This is a genomic window from Vibrio sp. SCSIO 43136, from assembly GCF_023716565.1.
Lineage (GTDB): Bacteria > Pseudomonadota > Gammaproteobacteria > Enterobacterales > Vibrionaceae > Vibrio.
In genome coordinates this window covers 893,985-915,641 of sequence record NZ_CP071848.1, presented here as the reverse complement: position 1 = coordinate 915,641, position 21,657 = coordinate 893,985, and the positions used below count along the sequence as shown (strand labels likewise).

Genomic DNA, 21,657 nt, shown 5'->3' with positions numbered 1-21,657 from the left:
TTAAAAGAACATCAAATAAATGGTAGATAGCGAAAACACATACGGCGAGCGTGTATCACGGCTAGTGAGTTGGGGGCATTGGTTTGCCTTCTTCAATATTATTGCAGCGATGCTTATCGGTACTCGATACATCACTCAATCCCCTTGGCCGGAAACACTGCTAGGTCAAAGCTATTTGGCAATCTCTTGGGTCGGCCATTTTAGCTTTTTGATTTTTGCTATCTACATCTTAGTGCTGTTCCCAATCACCTTTATTCTGCCTTCACGCAAGCTATTTAGACTGTTTTCTGTCTGTGTGGCGACCGTGGGGCTAACTGCCCTATTGCTGGATACTCAGGTCTATCAAGAAATGCACCTGCATATCAATCCGGTAATTTGGGAGCTTATCACCAGCAAACAAGGCAATATTGAGACGCAATGGCAGCAATTGTTTGTTGTAGTGCCGATCATTTTCTTACTTGAACTTGGCATCTCTGAGTGGGTTTGGCGCAAGAAACGCCGCCTAGCGCACAAACACATCGGCCGACCACTGGCTGGGTTACTGTTTAGCTGCTTTGTGGCTAGTCATCTTATATATGTGTGGGCGGATGCGTATTTCTACGGTCCGATCACCAGTCAAAGAGCTAACTTCCCGCTTTCATACCCAATGACGGCGAAAAGCTTTATGGCGCGCCACGGTTTCCTTGAACGGGATGCTTACCTTGAGCGCTTGGAAAACTATTCAGGCCAAACCAAGTTGGTCAACTACCCGATCGAGCCACTGCAATATAACAGTCGTGGTGACCGCTACAACGTGTTACTAGTCATGCTAGATAACCTTCGTGCCAGTTCGGTGAATCAAGAAGATACTCCGAACCTTTACCAATACGCTCAAAACAACCAGTACTTTACCAATCATTACAGTGCTAGTAACGATATGTATGGTGTATTTGGTCTATTTTACGGTTTGCCTAGCAACTATGCGGACAGCGTTAAGGCTCAAGGAGAAACGCCTTTGGTATTGACTGAACTGCAAGGCAAAGGCTACCAGTTTGGGTTATTTAGTGGCGATAATTTCGAAGATGACCTCTACCATGAAACTATCTTCCGCACTCTAAAACCTCAACCGCTGATCGAGGGCCAAACGCCAAGTGACCGCAATGCAATCGATAGCTGGAAAGCATGGGTCGATCAAAACCCGGACGAACCTTGGTTCAGCTTTATTGAGCTTAACACCGTAGCAGAATACGAGTCTTTGCAAGTTTCCGACGATGTAAAAGATCTCAACCCCGCTGACCGCATTATGGCTTCTTACAAGAAGTCTACCTTGCAGGTCGATGAGTTAGTTGCTGAAGTCATTTCGCATTTAACTGAGCATCAGCTCAACGAAAATACCGTGGTCATCTTCACGTCTAACCACGGTACCGAATTTAACGATACCAAGACTAACTCTTGGGGTTCGAGTACCAACTACAGTCGATTCCAATTGCAAGTTCCTATGATCGTGCATTGGCCAAATACAGAGGCCAATACCTATACACATAAAACCAGTCATTTAGACTTTTCAGCAACCTTGCTAGAAGAACTGGTCGGTGTATCTTCAAACCCAAATGAGTACAGTAGCGGTAAGAACTTGTTCGACAAAGAAAACCGTCAATGGATCATTGCTGGTGATCGTCGTGAAATTGCCTTGATTACTGACAGAGGCACCACCGTCATCGATAAGTTTGGTAACTATAAGGTTTATGACGCCAACTACCGACGTCTTAGCGATGCCAAGCCTAAGCTATCCATCTTGATGCAAGGCCTATCTGAACAAAGACGCTTCTTTAACGAAGATGATTAACTATTTAAAAGATGTTAATACTAAGCCGCTGTTATAACAGCGGCTTTTTCGTTTTAATGCACATAAAATCACCGCTTACACCCATTTTGGCCTTAGATGCCCATAACTTCCTCAATTATGCAAAAAAAGGGTTTACAACATCCCAAGAGACTATTATTATGCGCATCAACAACGGAGAGATGGCTGAGTGGTTGAAAGCACCGGTCTTGAAAACCGGCATACGTTAATAGCGTATCTAGGGTTCAAATCCCTATCTCTCCGCCACATTCAAAAAGCCCGCTGAGAAATCAGCGGGCTTTTTGCATTTAAGAACAATACCTTCCTTTTTGACGGGACACACACCAAAAAGTATGAATATAGACTGATTTCGCTCAAACGGTCATTGCGCTCTCATTCTTTGCCTTCCTACATTGTTAAAGTACATATAAAATACAAACCTTAAGCGACTTATGACGACTGCAAGAAAACAGCTCGTAGCCGTAGATGCTACGCCTTATTATCATTGTGTCTCTCGCTGCGTGAGACAAAGCTTCCTATGCGGTGTAGATAGTCTGACCAATACTAGCTATGAGCACAGGCGAGCTTGGGTTGAAGCTAAGATCCTCTCTCTTACTCAAATGTACTGCATCAATGTCTGTGCTTATGCTGTGATGAGTAACCACTTTCACCTTGTCCTTCATATCGATCGCAGTAAGGCACTAGCCTTGACTCAAGCCGAAGTCGTTGAACGGTGGGGGATAGAGCACAAACTACCTGCTTTGGTTCAGAGGTGGCAACAAAAGCAACTAACCTGCGAAGCTGAAGAACAAAAATGTTCAGAAATCATAAAGGTATGGCGAGAGCGTTTATGGTCGTTGAGCTGGTTTATGAAGGAGCTAAACTACGACATCGCCTGTAAAGCTAACCGCGAGGACAATTGCACTGGCCATTTCTGGGAAAGCCGCTTTAAAAGCCAAGCGCTTCTCGATGAAAAAGCGCTTGCCGCAGCGATGGCTTACGTAGATTTAAACCCTGTTAGGGCTGGTGTAGCAAAAAACCCTGAATACTCGGAGTTTACATCGATAAAAGCCCGCATAGACGCTTTAAATCAGAACCAAACTACCGCACCTTGCCTACATCCATTCGTAGGCACTTCCAACAATGAAAAGCTTGATGGTATCCCATTTCGCCTGATTGACTACATTGAGCTCGTTGACTGGACTGCTCGACAGTTTAGGCGGGACAAAAAGACTATGGATTGCGCCCTTCCACCGATATTGGATAGGCTCGATATAAATTCAACAGTCTGGAAGCAAGTATGTAGCCAACTTGAAAGACCGAAAACGACTGCAGTCGGCAGTAGACTCCACCTCGAATGTGCTAAAGCCGCACTGAATAAATCTAGAATTCACCTCTATTCACTGGAATGAACATCGTTAGTACGCCAAATGTTGTCACACCAGTTGTTTCTGGTTGCTTGTGTTGATTGCTATACCTACTAAACGTCATCGGAGTGTCTAAACGGTTATCAGTAAAGCTCACCTATAACTTCCATCGTATCAGTAACATTAAAACCACCTTATCTAGCTCAATGTCTATTTAATATTTGTTTGAGTGATTGGGTGCCTGTCCTTTAGTAAAACACCCCTTCTCGTTCATATATCGCTCAATCAAATCAGTTTTCGCATTTTTCACTTTACAACCTACACACCCTTACCTATCATGCATCCCGCAACGGAGAGATGGCTGAGTGGTTGAAAGCACCGGTCTTGAAAACCGGCATACGTTAATAGCGTATCTAGGGTTCAAATCCCTATCTCTCCGCCACATTCAAAAAAAAACGCCGCTGATCTTCAGTGGCGTTTTTTTATGCCTTCAAAATCATCACTACGCCTCTTAGTATCACACCTTTATTTTATAAAACCGAAACGAATTTCTACTTTTCTCATAAGTGATTTTGTCTCTTCAACCAGCCGCTCATCTAGCACGTAATTAAGGTGATGATAATAAAAGTAATAACTGGATTAAGGTCACAAGTGTACGCTTAAAGTGTGTTGTGATGCACATTTCTTCATATTGCCATTAGTACTTTCTTATAACTTTAAGTTAACAATTAATTAACAAGGTCAGTAAAGATCTGACCAGTTGAAAGTGAAACCGAAGACACTCCCAAAAATAATACCAATAAGGATATTGGCATGAAGCACATCAAAGTATGTGGTTTTGTTGCTGTGATCGGGGCAATGACACTCATTGGCTGTAACAATGAGTTGGAGTTAGCACAACCAAGCAGTAGCTATGAAACCAGCAAATACAAAGTACCAACCACTTGTCCAGATGGAATGAGCTGGCAAAGCGAAGCGCAATCCTATGTCATCGCAAACCAATTGGCCTTCATGGGCGATGGCGAAACTCTGCAACTACCAGAAGGCTGCTACAAGTTTGATTATGAGCTCACGCTCTCTAATCGAAAAAACATCACCATCAAAGGCGCAGGCATGGACAAGACCTTCCTCGACTTTAGCGAGTCATCGGGTGGTGAAGGTATTGCGATTTTAGACTCAGAAAACGTAACTCTAGAGGATTTCCAAGTCTCAGAAGCGGCAAAAAATGCCATCAAAGTGACCAATACCGATGGACTGATTATTCGCCGAGTGGCAGCCATCTGGATGCAAGTCCCTCGCTTGCCAGATGAGAAAGGCTCTCTACGTGGAACTTATGCGCTCTACCCTGTCTCTTCAAAAAATATCTTGATTGAAGACACCTGGAGCTACGGCAGTGCAGATGCTGGTATCTACGTAGGACAGTCTGAAAACATCGTCGTTCGTAACAATGTGGCAGAGAAAAATATTGCAGGCATTGAGATTGAAAACAGTAAAAATGCCGACGTATATGACAACCTCGCACTTGGAAATACGGGTGGCATGCTGGTATTTGACTTACCAGGAGCTGCGACCGGCTCTACGATAAATACTGGTCAAGCGACCGTCGCAAACCCGACAACGGGCAATCTATCAAGCAATGTTCGTGTGTTTAACAACGTGTTTCGTGACAACAACTTAGATAACTATGTACGTGAAGCGTGCCGCCCAGATTGTGGCTTTGCTGGCGGTGTGCATATTGTTCCGCCGGGTACTGGTGTGATTGTGTTGTCCGCCCGAGATACTGAAATCTATAACAACGTCATCTCAGGTCATGATTCCATGGCGGTCACTGTTACTTCTTACCTCATCGCCGAAGATGACACTAACAAATATATCCCGGGCCAAGGCCAAGAAGGCGATGCAATACAGTGGGGCTGGAACCCCGTTCCGACCAACGTTTATATCCACAACAACCAAATCTCTAATACCGGTAACTACCCAAGAGGCGATCTTATCGATGATATCGTCAAAGGCTACACCCTAACCCACCAAGCGTTTCCAAACATTCTTTACGATGGTGTCGGTGAGGCTAACATTCGCTTAGGGCAGATTGGTGATCAAATTGGTCAAGATCTCGGGTTCAAACCAATCGCTGATGCGCTAACCAGTGGCTACAGCGCACTAATCGGCATGGGGTTAGTACCTGCGGATTTCTGGCTCTATCTAAAAGAGTGGGAAGCACAAGATAACTTCTGTGCTCATGACAATGGTGCAAATACCTCATTTGGTAGCCTGTTTGATGCGACCAACCCAACCGCCATTGACCCAAGCAACCCTTCGTTTGTTTTTGAAGCATCGCAAGCCAACTTGTTTAACTGTCAGGGTGTTTCACAACCTGGAGCAACCGCAACTATTGGTGGCGTGATCTACGGCTACAACAATAACTAATGCATAGAGAGGATTTCATAATGAAGCATTTACCCCATTATTTAGCAATCTCTATGTCAGTGATTGCACTTGCAGGTTGTAACGGTGGCAGCGAGTCGTCTAGCAGTGACTCCAGTTCAGCGAACGTCACACCAACTGAGCTAGAACGCCCAATTTTGCCGACTTTAGACCCTACTAACCCAAACCCGAATAACAGTAACTGTAATCTGGTCATGAGCAGTGGCGAGGTTAACTGGGCGGCGATCAATAACGACGTCGAGTTTAAAGATAACTGTGAAAAGCTATCGGATTACAACTTCTTTGCCGATGCAACTAACCCAACCACGGGGCTCAATACTGCTAACGCTAATGGCACCTTGTACACCATGCAAACTCAGCTATTTACTGACTATGCCAGTAAGTATCGCTTCGTGGTCATGCCTCAGGGAAGCTCGGCAGATTATATGCAAAATGAAACTTTCATTTTTCCTGTTGGCACAGTCCTGATCAAATCTTTTGCTCTGCCTAAAGACACTGCCACTCGTGGTATTACTAATGAGGAGTTGATTGAAACTCGCCTGCTTATCAAACGCACTTCAGGTTGGATAGCACTACCTTACGTGTGGAATGAAGACTACAGCGATGCACAGCTTACCGCAGCGCCAATTAACCTCGACCGCACCATCACCCACGATGGAGCGACGATGAGTTTCGCCTACGGTGTGCCTGGGCGTGACCAATGCACCACATGTCACAACATCAACAAAGACATCACTGATCCAACAGGTAAAGTTCAAGCGGCGGGATTTGCGCCAATTGGCCCCAAAGCACGCAGTCTAAATTCCGGTCATACCTATGGCTCGACGACACAAAACCAACTGGAATACTGGAGTGATAATGGTCTGCTAATCAACTTACCAACCAATATGGCGCTGGTGCAGGACGTGCCTGTGTTTGACGGTACAGAAGGTGTCGTCACGACCAACTTAACTGCGACTGAAATTGAAGATTACGCCAAAGCCTATCTCGACATTAACTGTGCCCACTGCCACCGAGATGAGGGTAAGGCGAGCAGTACAGGCCTCTACCTACCGGATTGGTTAGCATATACAGGTAATGAAGAGACTCACGGCCGCTGTCGCACCTCTCTGACATCGACGAAAGCCAGTACCACCATCGACCTTTGGCCAGGAGATGCAGACAAGTCGTTAATCCACTATCGCATGAGTATTACCGATGGCGAGAAGATGCCAGAGCTGGGACGAGACTTAGTGCATAGTGAGGGTCTCGCGCTAGTGAAGACGTGGATCAATCAATTGCCATACCAAGACTGCAGTAAATAACGACGAATGCGGGAGCTTGCTCCTGCATTTTGACCCGCTTTAAAGGATTAAATTATGAATAACAAGACGATATTTCGTTTGTCTGCTCTAGCTGCTGCAGTACTCTCAAGCTCGGTATACTCCGCTGGCTTCCAACTGTCAGAACATTCTGCCGCTGGAGTTGGAAGAGCCAATGCAGGTGAAGCAGCGATAGCCGATAGTGCTGCCATTATTGCGCACAACGCTGCTGGCATGTCTCACCTAGAAAACACCTCAATGACACTTTCTGCCAGCTATATCGCACCAGAGGTTTGGGTGAATGGCAATAGCGGTGTTGGTACGCTCGATAACCAATTGGCCCACGATGATGTGGTACCAAACGTGTTTGTCCCATCCATCTACTTAGTTCACCCGTTGAATGAAACAATTCACGTCGGGTTAGGTATTTTTTCAGATTTCGGATTGAAGACCCAATTTCCAGATGACTACCTTGCCGGCCCTATTGGCGGCCAAACCGAGCTGACTACCTACAATATAAATCCTAATATCAGTTATCAAGTCACCCCGGAGGTAAGTATTGGAGGCGGCATTAGCGCCGTCTATGGGACTGCAAAGTTTAAGCGCACATACGGCGTACTGGGGATATCTACGGGCACCCAAACCAACACGCTAGCGATGCTTGAAGGTACTGGTTGGGGATTGGGTTGGAACCTTGGCGCTCTGTGGAAAATCAATGCTAAACACCGCTTGGGGATTAGCTATCGCTCTAATGTTGATGTCGACTTTAAAGGAGATTACCATTCTGATCTTCCGACCAATTCAACCGTCGCCGCAGGCACCAATGGTGCCAAAATTGACGGTGAACTTACCCTTAACCTGCCAAGTATCCTAGAGTTGTCCGGTTATCACCGCTTGCATGAAAAACTGGCGTTACACTATAGCTATGTAAATACTGGCTGGAGTGTTTTTGAAGAGATCTTAGCAACCTCTGATGCTATCAACCCATCTACTGGCCAAGCCTATGGCACTGTGCTGCAAAAAGATGAAAAATTCAGTAACGCCTACAAGGTCTCTTTGGGGGCAACCATCTATGCGACGCCTGACCTGGAGCTACGTACAGGTATTGCCTATGATCAAACACCTTCACGCACACATCAGTCGATCAGCATTCCTGACAATGACCGCATGAACTATAGTGTGGGGGCAAGTTACCGCTTTAATTCAAATCATCAGATCGATTTTGGTTTGACCTATATTGTCGGTGAAGAAGGAGCCTTTACCGAAGAAGTGGGTAGCGGCACCAGCTTTGACTTTAAGTCAAAAGGCAATGCGCTAGTGACCTCTCTTCAATACAACTATACGTTTTAAGCCATTTTTTGCAGCGACATAAAACAGCCACACAAATAGTAAAAGCCCCAATAACATGAGTTATTGGGGCTTTGTTTTTAGCCGCACAGATTTATTGAATCTTGAAGTACGCCATCTCTTGTTGCAACTGTGAAGAGAGCTGTTTGAGGTCTTGGGTAGACTTAGCGATTGCTTCTGCGCCTTCCCCAGTTTGCATCGATTGTGCACGGATCTCTTCTGAGCGATTACCCACCTCTTTTGAAGCAATACTTTGCTGCTCAGCGGCGCTGGCAATTTGGTTTGTTAGATCAGTAATGTCCGCCACCATTTTTTCGATATCTGTTAGAGCATCATTAACCTCGTGGGTCAGATCTACAATCTGGCTAGCTTGGCTTTGGCCTTGTGTCATCGACTCTACCGAGCTTTGTGCCTGCTCTTGCACTTTAGAGATCATGCCTTCAATTTCGATGGTGGAGTCCTGAGTGCTCTTCGCTAGTGCTCGTACCTCATCTGCAACCACAGCAAAACCTCGTCCTTGCTCACCTGCCCTCGCCGCTTCAATTGCGGCATTCAATGCCAGCAAGTTAGTTTGGTCGGCGATGCCTTTAATCACGTTCAGGATATTAGAAATATCATCGGCACTAGAAGCGAGATCTTGGATTTGGCTAGAGGTGTTATTCAAACTATCAGCCAAACTAGTCACCCCATTAGCCGCACTGTCGGCTTTGTTTGACCCCAGCTTCACTAATTGGTCCGCTTGATTCGCCGAACTCGCAGCGTTGGCGGCACTATCAGCCACGGAAGAGGCCGTAATTTGCATTTCATCAATGGCAGCTGTCACCTGGTCCACTGAGTGAATTTGGCTTTGTACATTGCGGTTGGTTTGATCGGCAATCACAGCTAACGATTCCGCTGCTTGTGTTTGGGACTGGGTGGCCTGCATCACTTGTGAAATGGTCGAACGAAGTTGCGATGTCATCGTCGCAATCGATGCAAAAATACTGTTGTGGTATTTCTTCACTTCTACGTGACTAGAGAGGTCCCCTTGCGCTACTTGCTTGGTATGAGTAGCAATTTCCAAAGGCTCACCACCAACCTGCTGTAATACCTCTCTGATAATCCAGTAAGTCATATAACCCACCAGCAATAAAGAGATCACAGCAACCGTAGCACCAATAGAAGAGGCCGATTCCGCCGAGCTCGCCGCTTCAGCTTGCTGTTGTGCGACGTTCTGGCTTTCAATTGCGATCAACTGTTCGATAACTTGAACGATTGCCAACATATTGCGCTCACCACTGCCTTGCTCGATGAAATCCGTTAAGTCATCCAAGGTGGTCGTGACTTTATTCATTGCATGACGAGCATCTATCTCCGGCTGAGCCGCATCTTTACGCCATTTAGCCGCGATAGCGAGCGCATTATCCAATTTCTTCAATAACGCAGCACCATCGTAATAAACCCCTTCTAGGTGCTCTTTTAATGCCGCCGCTTTTTCCTCTAAATCTTTCTGGCCTTGTTGATAAGGAGCGAGCGCTTTTTCATCACCAGATAACAAGAAACCACGTTGACCTGTTTCTTGGTTAATGACGGCCATTAACACACCATTTTGCAGTTCATAACCATCTCGGTCATAAAGCTCATCAAACTCAGCTGACATCTCAGCCATGATGGCACGAAACTCAGAAATCGTCTTAGGCCCTAGGTCTCGACTAGACAATTCAAAGTAACGCTCGGTCGCAGCTTCACCCCTTGCGACTTCATGACGCATTTCAATTTGCGGTTTGGCGGTTTCTTTCACCCAAACTCGCTCTAACTGTTCTATTTTTTCAACTCGAGCAAGCTGCTCGGCATTGCCGGCATACGCACTTTTCAAATCAGTAATTTGCTGATCAAAAGCCTGCTGCCCTTGCTGATAGCGCTGCAAAAAGCTCTCTTTACCTGAAATCAAGAATCCTCGCATCCCAGATTCCATTTCGAGCATAGCGGTTTGTATCGTACTGACTTCAGTCACCATTTCCATATCACTGGTGAGCGTGCTGTTAACTTTGAGCAGGCTTTTTATCGATGAGTTAGCCAAAAACGAAAGCAGTAAAATGGCCAAAATAGGTATAGAGAAGCCGACTAAGAGTTTGGTACTTAAGCGCAGGTGTTTAAACATCATATATAGCCACCGATTATCAATCCTTTGAAATAAGCTATTTGTAGGGGGTGCAATGAAAAGTGAGAGCTATCAACAAATGGTAGGGCAGTCAGGTAAATCCGCCACATTAAAGGCTTTTATTGCATTTCCATACCAAATATTACCACTGTCTCATTATTGAACGCTACGAATAATAAACCAGTTGATTAATTTCCACACAAACCGTGAACTCATCCAGAAATAACCACTGAAACTTGTCCATTAGGTAGGTGAAAACACCGCTAATGCGGCCTTGATGAGCTGCATGTGTAACTCAACCAATTGCTCTTCATTGCGTCGATAGCCGCCACCGATCACCGCAGCGATTGGAATTTCTTTTTGTTTGGCATGGGAAAACAGCCAGTGGTCACGGCTATATAAACCTGAAGTAGAGAGATTTAGGTAGCCAAGCTCATCGTCACAATGCACATCCACTCCTGCATCGTATAGGATCACGTCGGGTTGATGGAGTGATACTGCGAGTGCAACAACCGATTGAAAGTTATCAAGGTACTGCACATCGTCACACCCGTTAGGCAAAGCTATATCGATATCTGAGTCGGGTTTGCGAGCGGGAAAGTTCTTTTCACTGTGTAAAGATAGCGTGATGATGTCATCTCGCTCTTGGCACAATGTCGCACTTCCATCACCTTGATGTACGTCCGCATCCACAATCAGTACTTTATCAACATTCGGGTGCTTTAATGCTTCATCTGCTGCGATGACAAGGTCATTTATCAAACAAAAACCCATGCCTAGATCACGATGTGCGTGATGATAACCACCACTAAGGTGAAGCCCCACCCCTTGTTCAATCGCACACTGGACGGCCAACACCGTGCCCGCCGCAGAGGTCAAGGTCCTCTCGATTAACGCCTCGCTCCAAGGGAAGCCAATCCTACGCATTTTGGCACCGGGTAGTTGGCCAGAAAAAAGTGCATCGATATAACTAGGATCATGCACCGTTTTTACTTGATCAATATTCAAAGGCTTAGGGGTTTTCCAGTCCATATTCGGCCAACGCTTGATCGCCGCTTGGTACAACAGTCGGTACTTATTGATGGGATAGCGATGATTTTCGGGAAGCTCTAAACAAGAGTAAATAGGGTGGTAGACAACAGGCAGCATTTTTAAACAAATCAAACAAACGAGTAACAATCCTACCATATTGGCCTTCAAAGCCGTCGCGCAATTTTATATACAACTTGATGGTTACTGCACCGATTGAGGTTTAGTTAACAATTTAGCTCACTGTTACTCTTATCAGCTATCCATTCGGTATATCTTACGTGGGTGACAGGACGTCGGCTTTAAGGATTTTTGCAATGGCAGCACACCCCCCTCATCACCCCACTTTTCCTACCATTGGGGCGATACTCCCTATGGTCAGTGGTTTCTACATGGGGGAGATAACCGCAACTTTGCGCGAGCTTGCGATTCAACATCAATTCAATCTCGTGATTGTGCGAGCAGGTCACAATGGGGATCTTGAGCTCGGAGCCAGTTTCTCTCAAATCGATGCCCTGCTGGTTGTACACCACTGCGCTTCAGCAAAATTGGTGGCAGAATCGATTAACCGGGGTATTCCTGTCATGTCCATTGGTGCCAGTTACGCCCCACTTAAAGTAGAGCAAATATACAGCGACCAAAGCCATGGTATTGCCCTGCTCTACCAATGGTTGCAAAGCAAGGGCCATACAGAGATTGGCTTTTGTGGTGATCTCTCGATCAACGACATTCGGATCCGATTTAAGTCCTTCCAAATGCAGCTTAAAAATGCGGGTCGAGAGTTCGACTCGGCGCAGTTATTTAATGTCTCCGACGCCTCCTTGTCAGGTGGCCGAGAAGCGGCTAAGCAGTATTCGAATAAGAACAGTCGCTGCACTGCGATCATCTGCGCCACCGATCACAACGCCATCGGTATGATCGAAAAGCTCAACCAGAACGGCATCAATGTGCCTGAAGATTTGGCTATTGTCGGGGTAGACAATATTTTTCTTGGTGCTAACCACGCACCAACACTCACCAGTATTGACCAACAGCTCGAGGCACTCACAACACAAGCGATCTCTCGATTATTGGAGCGTCTTGGCGGCGATCAATTTGATCCACAGCCAAAACATATTCCCCAGCAATTAGTGGTGAGAAGCTCATGCGGCGCTGACATCTCTGAGCAGCAGTTACTGGAGCAAACAGGTAGTGTGAGGCAGCAGTTGGTGCACAAGAGTGAGCGCTCCCCAGCAGAAATGTTTGAAGCGTTATACTCGCAGGCTAAGTCTGGTTTTGACTCTTTATTGAATTTACCAGGCTTGTACAACGCATCGATGGCCTGGGCGTGCATTACCAATGTCAAAGGACAACGCTGCAACATTAGCCATATTGCAGAGAAAGGGGCAAGCTACCCTGAAAAGCTCACCAAACCGGTGCGCTGCGACATTGGCCGATTTCCTCCTCACCAAATCGCTCAGCTTTCGATGCCGCGACATAGCCTAACCACCTTGATCCCAATTTGTAACGGGGAAACCGATCAGTGGCAGGTGATTGGCCATATCGACAATTTAGCGTGCAGCGCGACCACCAGCGAATATGCGATGCATAACTATTACTTAGATATGCTATCGCTGTTTATGGAGCGCGATGCGCTGCTGGAAACCTCTCAAAAACGCCAGCAAGATTCCCAATCCCTACTCAATCAGCTACAAGTGGTGTCAAAAACCTCCAATGACGGGATTTGGGATTGGGACCTCACTACCAATATCCTAAATTGGAATAGCCGCTTACTAGACATGCTCAAACTGACCGAAGTGGAAGGCAAAAACTCTATCGCATGCGATCAATTATTCGATAGAGTGCATCCCGACGATTTGGAGCAGTTAGAACAAGGTATCTCTGACCATATTTTGGAGAATACGCCATTTAAAGGCAGCTTTAGAGCTCGCCGCCAAGATGGCAAATACTTGTGGCTACAGATAAATGGCTCGGCCATTCGAGACGACTCGGGACGTCCGGTGCGTTTGATTGGTTCTATGACCGATGTCACCGCCCAAAAAGAATCTGCCGACAAAATCCATCACATGGCGTATTACGATGCTTTAACCGGTGTACCGAACCGCCGCATGGTAATGGAAAAACTGCAGACCACGATTGCTGACCATCCAGAGCAAAAGCTGGCAATCATGTTGATGGACCTTAACCGTTTTAAGCTGATTAACGACACCTATGGCCATCATGTCGGTGACGCACTGCTATGCCATGTAGCGAATCGATTAAAAAAGGTCATGCGCCAACAAGATATCTGTGCTCGCCTTGGTGGGGATGAGTTCTTATTTATGTGCCCTATCGACCATCCAGCGCAAGCTCGAGAGATCGCCTCTCAAATACTCAAAGTGGTAGAAGCCCCGCTGCACTTGCCGAATGTAGAAGTACATGGACAAGGATGTTTGGGTATTGCACTTTACCCTCAAGACGCAACGCACAGCGAAGAGTTGGTCAAAAATGCCGACATAGCGATGTATCGCGCCAAACAATATCGTTCTCGCCAGTTAACTTTCTACAAAAATGATATGGAGAGAGAGAGCCACCAAACCATCTCCATCGAGCAGGCCCTAATCAAAGCACTAGATAAAGGCGAGCTTGAGGTGTGGTATCAACCTCAATATTGCACTCAAAACATGCAGCCGATTGGCGCAGAAGCTCTGGTACGTTGGCACTCGAAAGCCAAAGGCATTTTGTCTCCCGCCGAGTTCATTCCAGTAGCTGAAGAAACTGGACTGATTGGGCGGCTTGGCAATTTTGTCTTAAACAAGGTATGTGTTGACTTAAGCCACCCAGCAATGAAAAGCCTTTGCCAGGTATCGATTAACGTCAGCCCAAGACAATTATGCCAACCTCGATATGCTCAAGAAGCCCTGCAAACGATACTCATGTACGACCTGCCACCAGAGCGTTTTTGTTTTGAAGTGACAGAGAGCTGCATCATCGAAGATGAAAAGTACGCATTAGAAAACCTGCAATATCTTGCGAATGCAGGCGTAAAAATAGCTCTGGATGACTTTGGTACTGGATACTCTTCCCTTTCTTTACTCAAGCAATTACCACTCAATGAAGTTAAGATTGATCGCTCCTTCATCTCCGAGCTCAACCACGATGATGCCAGCCGAACCATGGTTCACTCAATCATCACGATGTGCCACGCATTCGGCCATAAAGTGACGGCAGAAGGTGTCGAAACTTGCCAACAGGCAAAAATACTGGCGGAGATGTCGTGTGATTATTCGCAAGGCTACCTGTTTGCCAAACCGATGCCATTGTCAGACTTACCAACCCACTTCCTCCAGCAGGCGGATTTGGCTAAAGTAGCGTCTACTGCTTCACTTGCGACAACGGAATAACCTTATGCATGTTTTCATTACGGGCGCCAACCGCGGCATCGGATATGCTCTTACCCAACATTATTTAGAGGCGGGCCACAAGGTCAGTGCAACCTACCGAGACTCATCAAGCTCAAAGGCGCTTATTGAGTTAGCCGACAAATATTCGAATCTTCAACTTATCTCATTTGAAATCACAGACTATTCCCGTCTGGACTCTTTATCCAAAGAGCTGGGGAATTTAGACCTTTTGATCAATAACGCAGGCTACTATGGGCCAAAAGGCTATGGACTGGGAAACACCGATGTGGAAGAGTGGCGCAAAGTCTTTGAAGTCAACACCATTGCCCCGCTCAAATTGATAGAGGCACTTACCGACAACATGGCCAATAGCCCGATTAAGACCATCGCCTGTTTATCATCAAAAGTAGGTAGCATGACTGAAAATACCTCCGGCGGAGGTTATATCTATCGCTCTTCAAAAGCTGCACTTAATTCCGTGGTAAAAAGCTTACACAACGATTTAAGTTTGCAAGGATATAAAGTGCTTGCCCTCCATCCTGGCTGGGTACAAACACAAATGGGCGGGCCGAATGCACTAATCGATACCAACACTTCAGCAAAAGGCTTAATGCATGTGATCGAGACGAGCAATATGCAACACAGCGGTCAGTTTTTTGATTATCAGTTTAATGCGATCGAGTGGTAACTATATCGACTTGCTGTGAACCTCCTTGTTTTTGGCAAAACCATTATCAAGGAGGTCGTTAAACTCAATGTTATCTTACTGAAAACTGACCGATGTCTAAGCTCAGTTTGCTCGACAATTGATTAACACTTTCAGACACTTCTTGAATCTCGCTCGACAATTGTTTACTGCGTTGGTTCTGATCATTTAGTTGAACCAAGTTTGAATTAATGTCTTCAGATGTAGTGCTCTGTTCCTCCGTTGCAGCGGCAATTTGAGTAGCCATATCATTGACTTCTATCGTCGCAGACTGGATTTGGTCAAACAGTGCCTTGGTATTTTCCGCGACTTCTACAGAGCCTTCCACTTTGCTCGCACCATCTTCAATCGAGTCTACCGCTTGTTTCACCCCTTGCTGGAGGGCATCGATCATTTTTTGGATCTCTTCCGTCGATTGCTGAGTTTTACTTGCAAGTGAACGAACCTCATCTGCCACGACCGCAAAACCACGTCCTTGCTCGCCAGCCCTAGCGGCTTCTATCGCCGCATTAAGTGCCAAGAGGTTAGTTTGCTCAGCAATATTACGAATCACATCGAGCACAGAGACAATATTCTGAGATTCAGCTTCTAGCTGTTGAATAACCGTACTTGCATTACTGATGGACTCTGACAACTGGTGCACACCTGTTACCGATTGCTCAATGAGTTTGCCGCCATCTTTAGTCACCGTTACTGTAGAATTCGACAAGTGAGCGGCATTTTCCGCATATTGTGCGACCTCTTTTACCGACACACTGAACTCGTTAACTGCTGTGGCAATCATGTCGATGCCATGGCTAGTTTCATTAGTTAACGCTTGCCCTCGGCCGTAGGTTTCATTGAGCTCATCAGCCGATTGGCTCAAGGTATGAGTGTTGTCACTGATCCCCGTAATGATGCCTTGCAGCTTGATGACAAATTGGTCGAATGCATTGGCTAGGTGGCCCAGTTCATCCTTTCGTTTGGAATCAATACGCAGGGTGAGATCACCATCACCTTCACTTATTTCATGCACTCGGTCAGTCAATTGCTGCATGCCGCTGACTAACACTTTCGGCACAAAATAAGTCAATAGTGAAGATACTACCGCCACAACTACAACAAAAACCAATAATAGCCACTGCTCCTTGGCAGTCTGCGCTTCCAACTCAACAATGGTTTGATTCGATAACGTGTCCAGTGCTTCACCAGCAACATCGTAAAGGTCTCGTAGCTGACCAAACTGTTGCTCATTAGGTCCATTTAGTAATGCTTTTGCTTGCTCTAGTTTCCCTTGCTGAGCGAGGGTAAAAAACTGTTGAGAAGAGCTATGCCAATTGTCAAAAGTTGACTGGAAACTCCTTAGCTTGGAAAGGATTTCTGGAGACGACTGCATGTAAGAAAGGTAGTGATTCATCCTATCAAGTGCTTGTTGTGCATTTTCTTCATAGGAGGCTTTATCCTCTTCACTCCTTCCATCACTGAGGTAACTCATTTGAGCTACCCTCGCTTGGTACAGGTCTCTGTCAGCATTTAAAATGTCAGAAAGCGCCGGCATATAAGTCTGACCAAAGAGGTTCAAACCAGAGGTCAATGAGCTGGTCATGAAGCTAAACGCGGCAAATACCACCAATAAAGAGGCTAACAATAACCCAAGTGTAGAAGAGAGTTTTAAACGAATACTTTGCGACAGAAAACTAAACATTGCATGCTCCATTGAGGTGTCCCTACATTCAATTTAGTACACAATGAAACAGTTACCTGCTTTTCGATGAAGCTCTTTTGAAACTTGGTTCCATACAATTTGGACCATAACAATTATCAATTAACCCGCCATCTACCCCATTAACTGTTCCCCAAAGAACAGAATTTAATTACTCGCTTTTATATTATTCATCCTGTCAATTTAATTCAGTCACTATCCTACTGTTTCAACGACTTTACACAGGGATTCGTCTAAAGCTTGTGGTCGACATGCGGATACACATCACTTTATGAGAGGGGATGATGCGCAACTACCTTTTAGTTTCAATCGCAATTTCTGTGCTGCTTAATGGCTGCAGCAGTGATAGCAACTCCAGTCCAGATCCAATTGAACAACCTTCCCCAAGCCAATGGGAGCTTGTTGAAGAAAGCGAAAGCAATGGTCAAGTTATCAAAAGATATCAACCTAGCTCAGAGCGTGAAGTCGTAGAACATGATTTCGATAGCATCAAACCACTGGAGCTTAAGTCTGCAAACTTCTTAAACACATTGGAAGCACAAAACTATTATGCATCCCAGATGGTGGCGGGTGAGTATGACGCTAACGGGAATCATGAAGTCAATGTTGAGTATTTTCCGTTAGAGAGTAAGTTCTCTTTTGAAGCGGAAGTGTTGGATTTCTCCATTCCGAGAACTCATCACCTTACCATTCAATACTCATCTTCTGGTGTCAACGTAGATTCGATTCAATATCAATTAGTTGAATCAGGAAGTACCGCCAACATAGTTAACTGTATGCCTAAAGCAGGTGAGCTAGTTTGCAGCAGTAGTCTCGAGAATATAGAAGACTTTAACTACGATGCTGACACCATGATCAAAATGTATCGCAACGATATCCAATCAATGATGACCACTGATTGGGCGACGACTTTTTTCAATGACACTGCGCAGGCCATCACCCCGATAGACGTCATTATCGAACCGATTGAAGTGATCATTGACCCGATTGACGGCATCATCATTGTAGAACCAATTGATGTGATAGTTGAGCCAGTTCCAGAAGATGAATGCGCACCAACCTGGGTTGCTGAACCAAAAAGTCGCATGATCGTAAATCCATGTGAATGGGACGAAAGTAATAACAGAAACACCATATTGGCTTGGGACAACCTAGCCCTCACTGGACCAACTGAGTTTGGAATTACCGCAACACATATGTATTACATCAGAAAGTCAGTAGCTTATGACGTTAATGAACACAAAGTTACTACAATTGCATACGGTAATCACAACCAATACAAGCAGCCACTAGCAACTACATGGCTAGACTCATCTATTACTCCAAAAATTGATTATTTCTCAAACGCTGATGTCGTTGAGTTTGAATCGAATAAAAGCTATCACGATGTTCATCCAAGAAATGTACAACCAGAAGCGGCATATCCGCAAAGAGTAAAGATTAATATCAATGTGTTGCAGTATAAAAAAGAAAGCTCTAACTATGATCCAGAAACCGATAAAGATCAGCTAGAGATCCGCTTTATTGCATCTAACGAGAAAGGCAACCAATACGCTAACTGCGTCTACCGTTATATTGATGGAAGTCACCTAGAGCCTAATGGTGAGTGCAATGGTACGCCAATTCAACAAGTCTTAGATTTCTCAGGGATAAAGTTTTCTCAGTACTATGACTACACCGCTGAAGTTGAGGATGTCTTCTTAACCTACTTGGGACTGCGTTAAACTTTGAAGACTGGGGTAGCTTACCTTCTCAAAAGAGCTACCCCAGCTTAGCTTTTCTTAGAGTAAGACCGCTTGCCTTTGCTAGTCCGACGCTTTGACTTCTTATACGCAGGACGCTCCGCTGGCGGCAAGTGTTGCAGTGAGCTTGGTACAGGGGAGCTTTTGACTCGCCCAATGATGGCATTGAGGTTAGACTCCAAGGCGGTCATGAAAGGTTGGTAGGCTTGGCCTCGCTCTGCCATTGCTTGCAGCTGGTGTTCCCAATGTGCGGTCATATCTGGATAACTGGACTCATCAGGCAATGCATGAATAAGCCCTCTTCCTGCGATGGTAGATAGGATGGATTTTCCTTGGCGATTAAGTAGCTTGCGTTTAAACAAAGTATCCAATATACCAGCGCGCGTCGCCTCGGTACCCAAGCCATCGGTTTCTTTTAAGATTTTCTTCAGCTCTTTGTCTGCAACGTAGCGTGCTATGCCTGTCATGGCTTGCAACAATGTCGCCTCGGTAAAGTGCTTGGGCGGCTCAGTTTTTCGATCTTTAATTTCACCTTCTCGACAGATAAGTGCAGTCCCTTTGTCTAAAGGAGGCACGGCATCAATGCCTTCGTCGTCTTGTTGGGTACTCTTACCCATAAGGGCTTTCCAGCCCGGCTCAACCAACTGTTTGCCACGGGCAATAAAGCAACCTCCGGCAATATCGAACACCAGTTTTGACTCTGCATACACCGCAGCTGGATAGAATTGAATCACATATTGCCTTGCGATCAACTGATATACCTTCATCTCAAATCCAGACAAAGCATTGACTGATGCCTTCTTAGGCGTTGGGATGATGGCATGGTGGGCATCGACCTTGCTGTCATTCCAAGCTTTGGATTTGCGGCTTAGGTCAGCACCTTGCACAGCAGTGGTTAATTCAGGTGCGTTATTACCGATGGCCTCACACACCGAGCCAGCTTGCACAAAATGCTCGTTTGGCAGATAACGGCAATCGGAACGAGGATAGGTAATCAGCTTATGTTTTTCGTATAAACTTTGACAGCAATCCAGCACTTGCTGCGCACTCATGCCATATCGCTTCGCAGCATCAATTTGCAATGCAGACAATGAATAAGGAAGCGGTGCATTCTGTTTGGTCTGCTTTTGCTCTGACTCAACGACGTTCGCAGGCTGCCCTTGAATGCGACTGGCGACATTTTCCACCAGCTTTCGGTTCAGCACTCGCCCTTCTTTATCCTGCCAAGGCTTGCAAGCTTCACTGGGTTTCCAGCGAGCGCGAATATCAAAAGCATCGCCCTGCGGCGACTGATAAGGAATTAAGGCATGCAAAGTGAAATAATCTTTAGGCACAAAGTTTTCGATTTCTTCATCTCGTCGCACCACAAGCCCAAGTACAGGGGTTTGCACTCGACCTACCGACAATACGCCTTGATAGCCCGCTTTTTTACCGAGCAAAGTATATGCTCGCGACATGTTCATACCATAGAGCCAATCAGCACGAGAGCGAGCTAACGCCGACACCGATAAAGGAATGAATTCTCGATTGGAACGCATCGAAGAGAGTGCTCGCTTAACGGCAGGCAAGTTGAGATCACTGATTAAAAGGCGTGACATCGACTCTTTTTTACCTTTCGCAACTTTGCAGTAGTCAATAACTTCATCGACCAGCAGTTGACCTTCTCGATCTGGATCTCCTGCATGGACGATGGTGTTTGCCTGCTTGAGCAGCTTTTTCACCACAGTGAGCTGTTTGCTTGAAGTCGGGCGTGGGCGCAGTTGCCATGCGTGAGGAACTATGGGTAAATCTTCCATGTTCCAACGCTTGTAACGCTCGTCGTAGGCGTCTGGTTCAACTTGCTCTAACAAGTGACCGATGCACCAAGTAACAATGTCGCCATTACCGCAACGGATAAATCCCTGCTCATTCTTGTGAGGCTTGGGTAAAGCCGCAGCAATTGCTCTTCCTAGGCTGGGTTTTTCTGCGATAAACAGGCGAGACATCGAGTTGTTCCTAATAAAAAATCACCGCCACCATTATCAATGGTGGCGGTGAAATTGCAACTGAAACACTGTATTAATAAACAGTTGAGTTTGTACCTCTAATTACAAAAATTCGACGAATTTGGCCAGATCACGAGTTGGCGCTTTCATCGGTGTACAATCTGGTGTCCCCAAATACAAGAAACCGACAATCTGATCCTCGCCTTGTAAGTTAAAGGCTTGATGAACATGGGAGTGGAACATTAATGGTCCTGAGCGCCAAATGCCTTGAAAGCCTTGAGCAACTGCGGCCATTTGCATCGCTTGCACGGCGCAGCCTGCCGATAAATGTTGCTCAATCGCAGGGACCTTAGGATGCTCAGAGACTTTAGCAATCACAGTGATCACCATAGGCGCTCGATGAGGGGCATTGGTGGCTTTTTTCACCGCAATATCGTCGCTGCCACTTTCAACCGCTGCTTGCGCCAAAATTGCACCTAACTTATTCAAACCTTCACCTTGAGCAATCACAAAACGCCATGGAGTCAAGCCTCCATGATCAGGAGCGCGTAAACCAGCTTGAATAATGTTTTCGAGGGCTGCACCTTCAGGCGCAGGAGAGGTAAGTCGAGCAATTGAGCGACGATTCAACAATAAATCTAGAGCATCCATTATGAAGTTCCTTGTTGTTTTTCATAACGATAGCATA

Annotated in this window: 13 protein-coding genes and 2 tRNA genes; 10 read left to right on the top strand and 5 right to left on the bottom strand. The window is 45.8% G+C overall.

Features of this window, described 5'->3' with window-relative positions; genetic code table 11:
- Positions 1 to 19 precede the first annotated feature (19 nt).
- The 7 genes from J4N39_RS04420 (at position 20) to J4N39_RS04390 (ending at position 8,285) form a co-directional block, all read left to right on the top strand.
- The gene (locus J4N39_RS04420; protein ID WP_252022321.1) at positions 20 to 1,825 is read left to right on the top strand and encodes a DUF3413 domain-containing protein; all 1,806 of its coding nucleotides are present in this window, start codon (positions 20 to 22) and stop codon (positions 1,823 to 1,825) included.
- Between the two features lie 173 nt (positions 1,826 to 1,998).
- Positions 1,999 to 2,089 (top strand) — tRNA-Ser (locus J4N39_RS04415).
- A 185-nt stretch (positions 2,090 to 2,274) separates the two neighbouring features.
- Positions 2,275 to 3,234 carry a transposase gene (locus J4N39_RS04410; protein WP_252022319.1) on the top strand — a complete coding sequence of 320 codons (960 nt, stop codon included), beginning with the start codon at positions 2,275 to 2,277 and terminating at the stop codon, positions 3,232 to 3,234.
- A gap of 306 nt (positions 3,235 to 3,540) precedes the next feature.
- Positions 3,541 to 3,631: transfer RNA gene (locus J4N39_RS04405), tRNA-Ser, on the top strand.
- Positions 3,632 to 4,002: 371 nt separating this feature from the next.
- On the top strand, positions 4,003 to 5,616 hold the full coding sequence (locus J4N39_RS04400; protein WP_252022318.1) for a parallel beta-helix domain-containing protein: 1,614 nt from the start codon (positions 4,003 to 4,005) through the stop codon (positions 5,614 to 5,616).
- 20 nt (positions 5,617 to 5,636) lie between these two features.
- Complete coding sequence (locus J4N39_RS04395; RefSeq protein ID WP_252022317.1) at positions 5,637 to 6,938, top strand: SO2930 family diheme c-type cytochrome; 1,302 nt, start codon at positions 5,637 to 5,639, stop codon at positions 6,936 to 6,938.
- A 54-nt stretch (positions 6,939 to 6,992) separates the two neighbouring features.
- Positions 6,993 to 8,285, top strand: a complete 1,293-nt coding sequence (locus J4N39_RS04390; protein WP_252022316.1) for an outer membrane protein transport protein — start codon at positions 6,993 to 6,995, stop codon at positions 8,283 to 8,285.
- Positions 8,286 to 8,376: 91 nt separating this feature from the next.
- Here J4N39_RS04390 and J4N39_RS04385 read toward each other — a convergent pair whose 3' ends face one another.
- Positions 8,377 to 10,425: a methyl-accepting chemotaxis protein gene (locus tag J4N39_RS04385; RefSeq protein ID WP_252022315.1), complete on the bottom strand. Its 2,049-nt coding sequence runs from the start codon at positions 10,423 to 10,425 to the stop codon at positions 8,377 to 8,379.
- Between the two features lie 240 nt (positions 10,426 to 10,665).
- Entirely contained in the window at positions 10,666 to 11,571 is a 906-nt protein-coding gene (locus J4N39_RS04380) for a histone deacetylase family protein (protein WP_252023619.1), read from the bottom strand.
- Positions 11,572 to 11,768: 197 nt separating this feature from the next.
- On the opposite strand from J4N39_RS04380, the gene J4N39_RS04375 reads away from it, so the two are divergent.
- Both J4N39_RS04375 and J4N39_RS04370 read left to right on the top strand, forming a co-directional pair.
- Entirely contained in the window at positions 11,769 to 14,834 is a 3,066-nt protein-coding gene (locus J4N39_RS04375; protein ID WP_252022314.1) for an EAL domain-containing protein, read from the top strand.
- A gap of 4 nt (positions 14,835 to 14,838) precedes the next feature.
- Complete coding sequence (locus J4N39_RS04370; RefSeq protein ID WP_252022313.1) at positions 14,839 to 15,522, top strand: SDR family oxidoreductase; 684 nt, start codon at positions 14,839 to 14,841, stop codon at positions 15,520 to 15,522.
- 70 nt (positions 15,523 to 15,592) lie between these two features.
- On the opposite strand, the gene J4N39_RS04365 is transcribed toward J4N39_RS04370, so the two are convergent.
- Positions 15,593 to 17,224 carry a methyl-accepting chemotaxis protein gene (locus J4N39_RS04365; RefSeq protein ID WP_252022312.1) on the bottom strand — a complete coding sequence of 544 codons (1,632 nt, stop codon included), beginning with the start codon at positions 17,222 to 17,224 and terminating at the stop codon, positions 15,593 to 15,595.
- Between the two features lie 299 nt (positions 17,225 to 17,523).
- Between J4N39_RS04365 and J4N39_RS04360 the strand changes: the two genes are divergently transcribed.
- Positions 17,524 to 18,966: a hypothetical protein gene (locus tag J4N39_RS04360; protein ID WP_252022311.1), complete on the top strand. Its 1,443-nt coding sequence runs from the start codon at positions 17,524 to 17,526 to the stop codon at positions 18,964 to 18,966.
- A gap of 47 nt (positions 18,967 to 19,013) precedes the next feature.
- Here the strand turns inward: J4N39_RS04360 and J4N39_RS04355 are convergent, their stop codons facing one another.
- The gene (locus J4N39_RS04355; RefSeq protein ID WP_252022309.1) at positions 19,014 to 20,969 is read right to left on the bottom strand and encodes a DNA topoisomerase III; all 1,956 of its coding nucleotides are present in this window, start codon (positions 20,967 to 20,969) and stop codon (positions 19,014 to 19,016) included.
- A gap of 102 nt (positions 20,970 to 21,071) precedes the next feature.
- Positions 21,072 to 21,620, bottom strand: coding sequence for an NAD(P)H nitroreductase (locus J4N39_RS04350; RefSeq protein ID WP_252022307.1), 549 nt, complete (start codon positions 21,618 to 21,620; stop codon positions 21,072 to 21,074).
- Positions 21,621 to 21,657 lie beyond the last annotated feature (37 nt).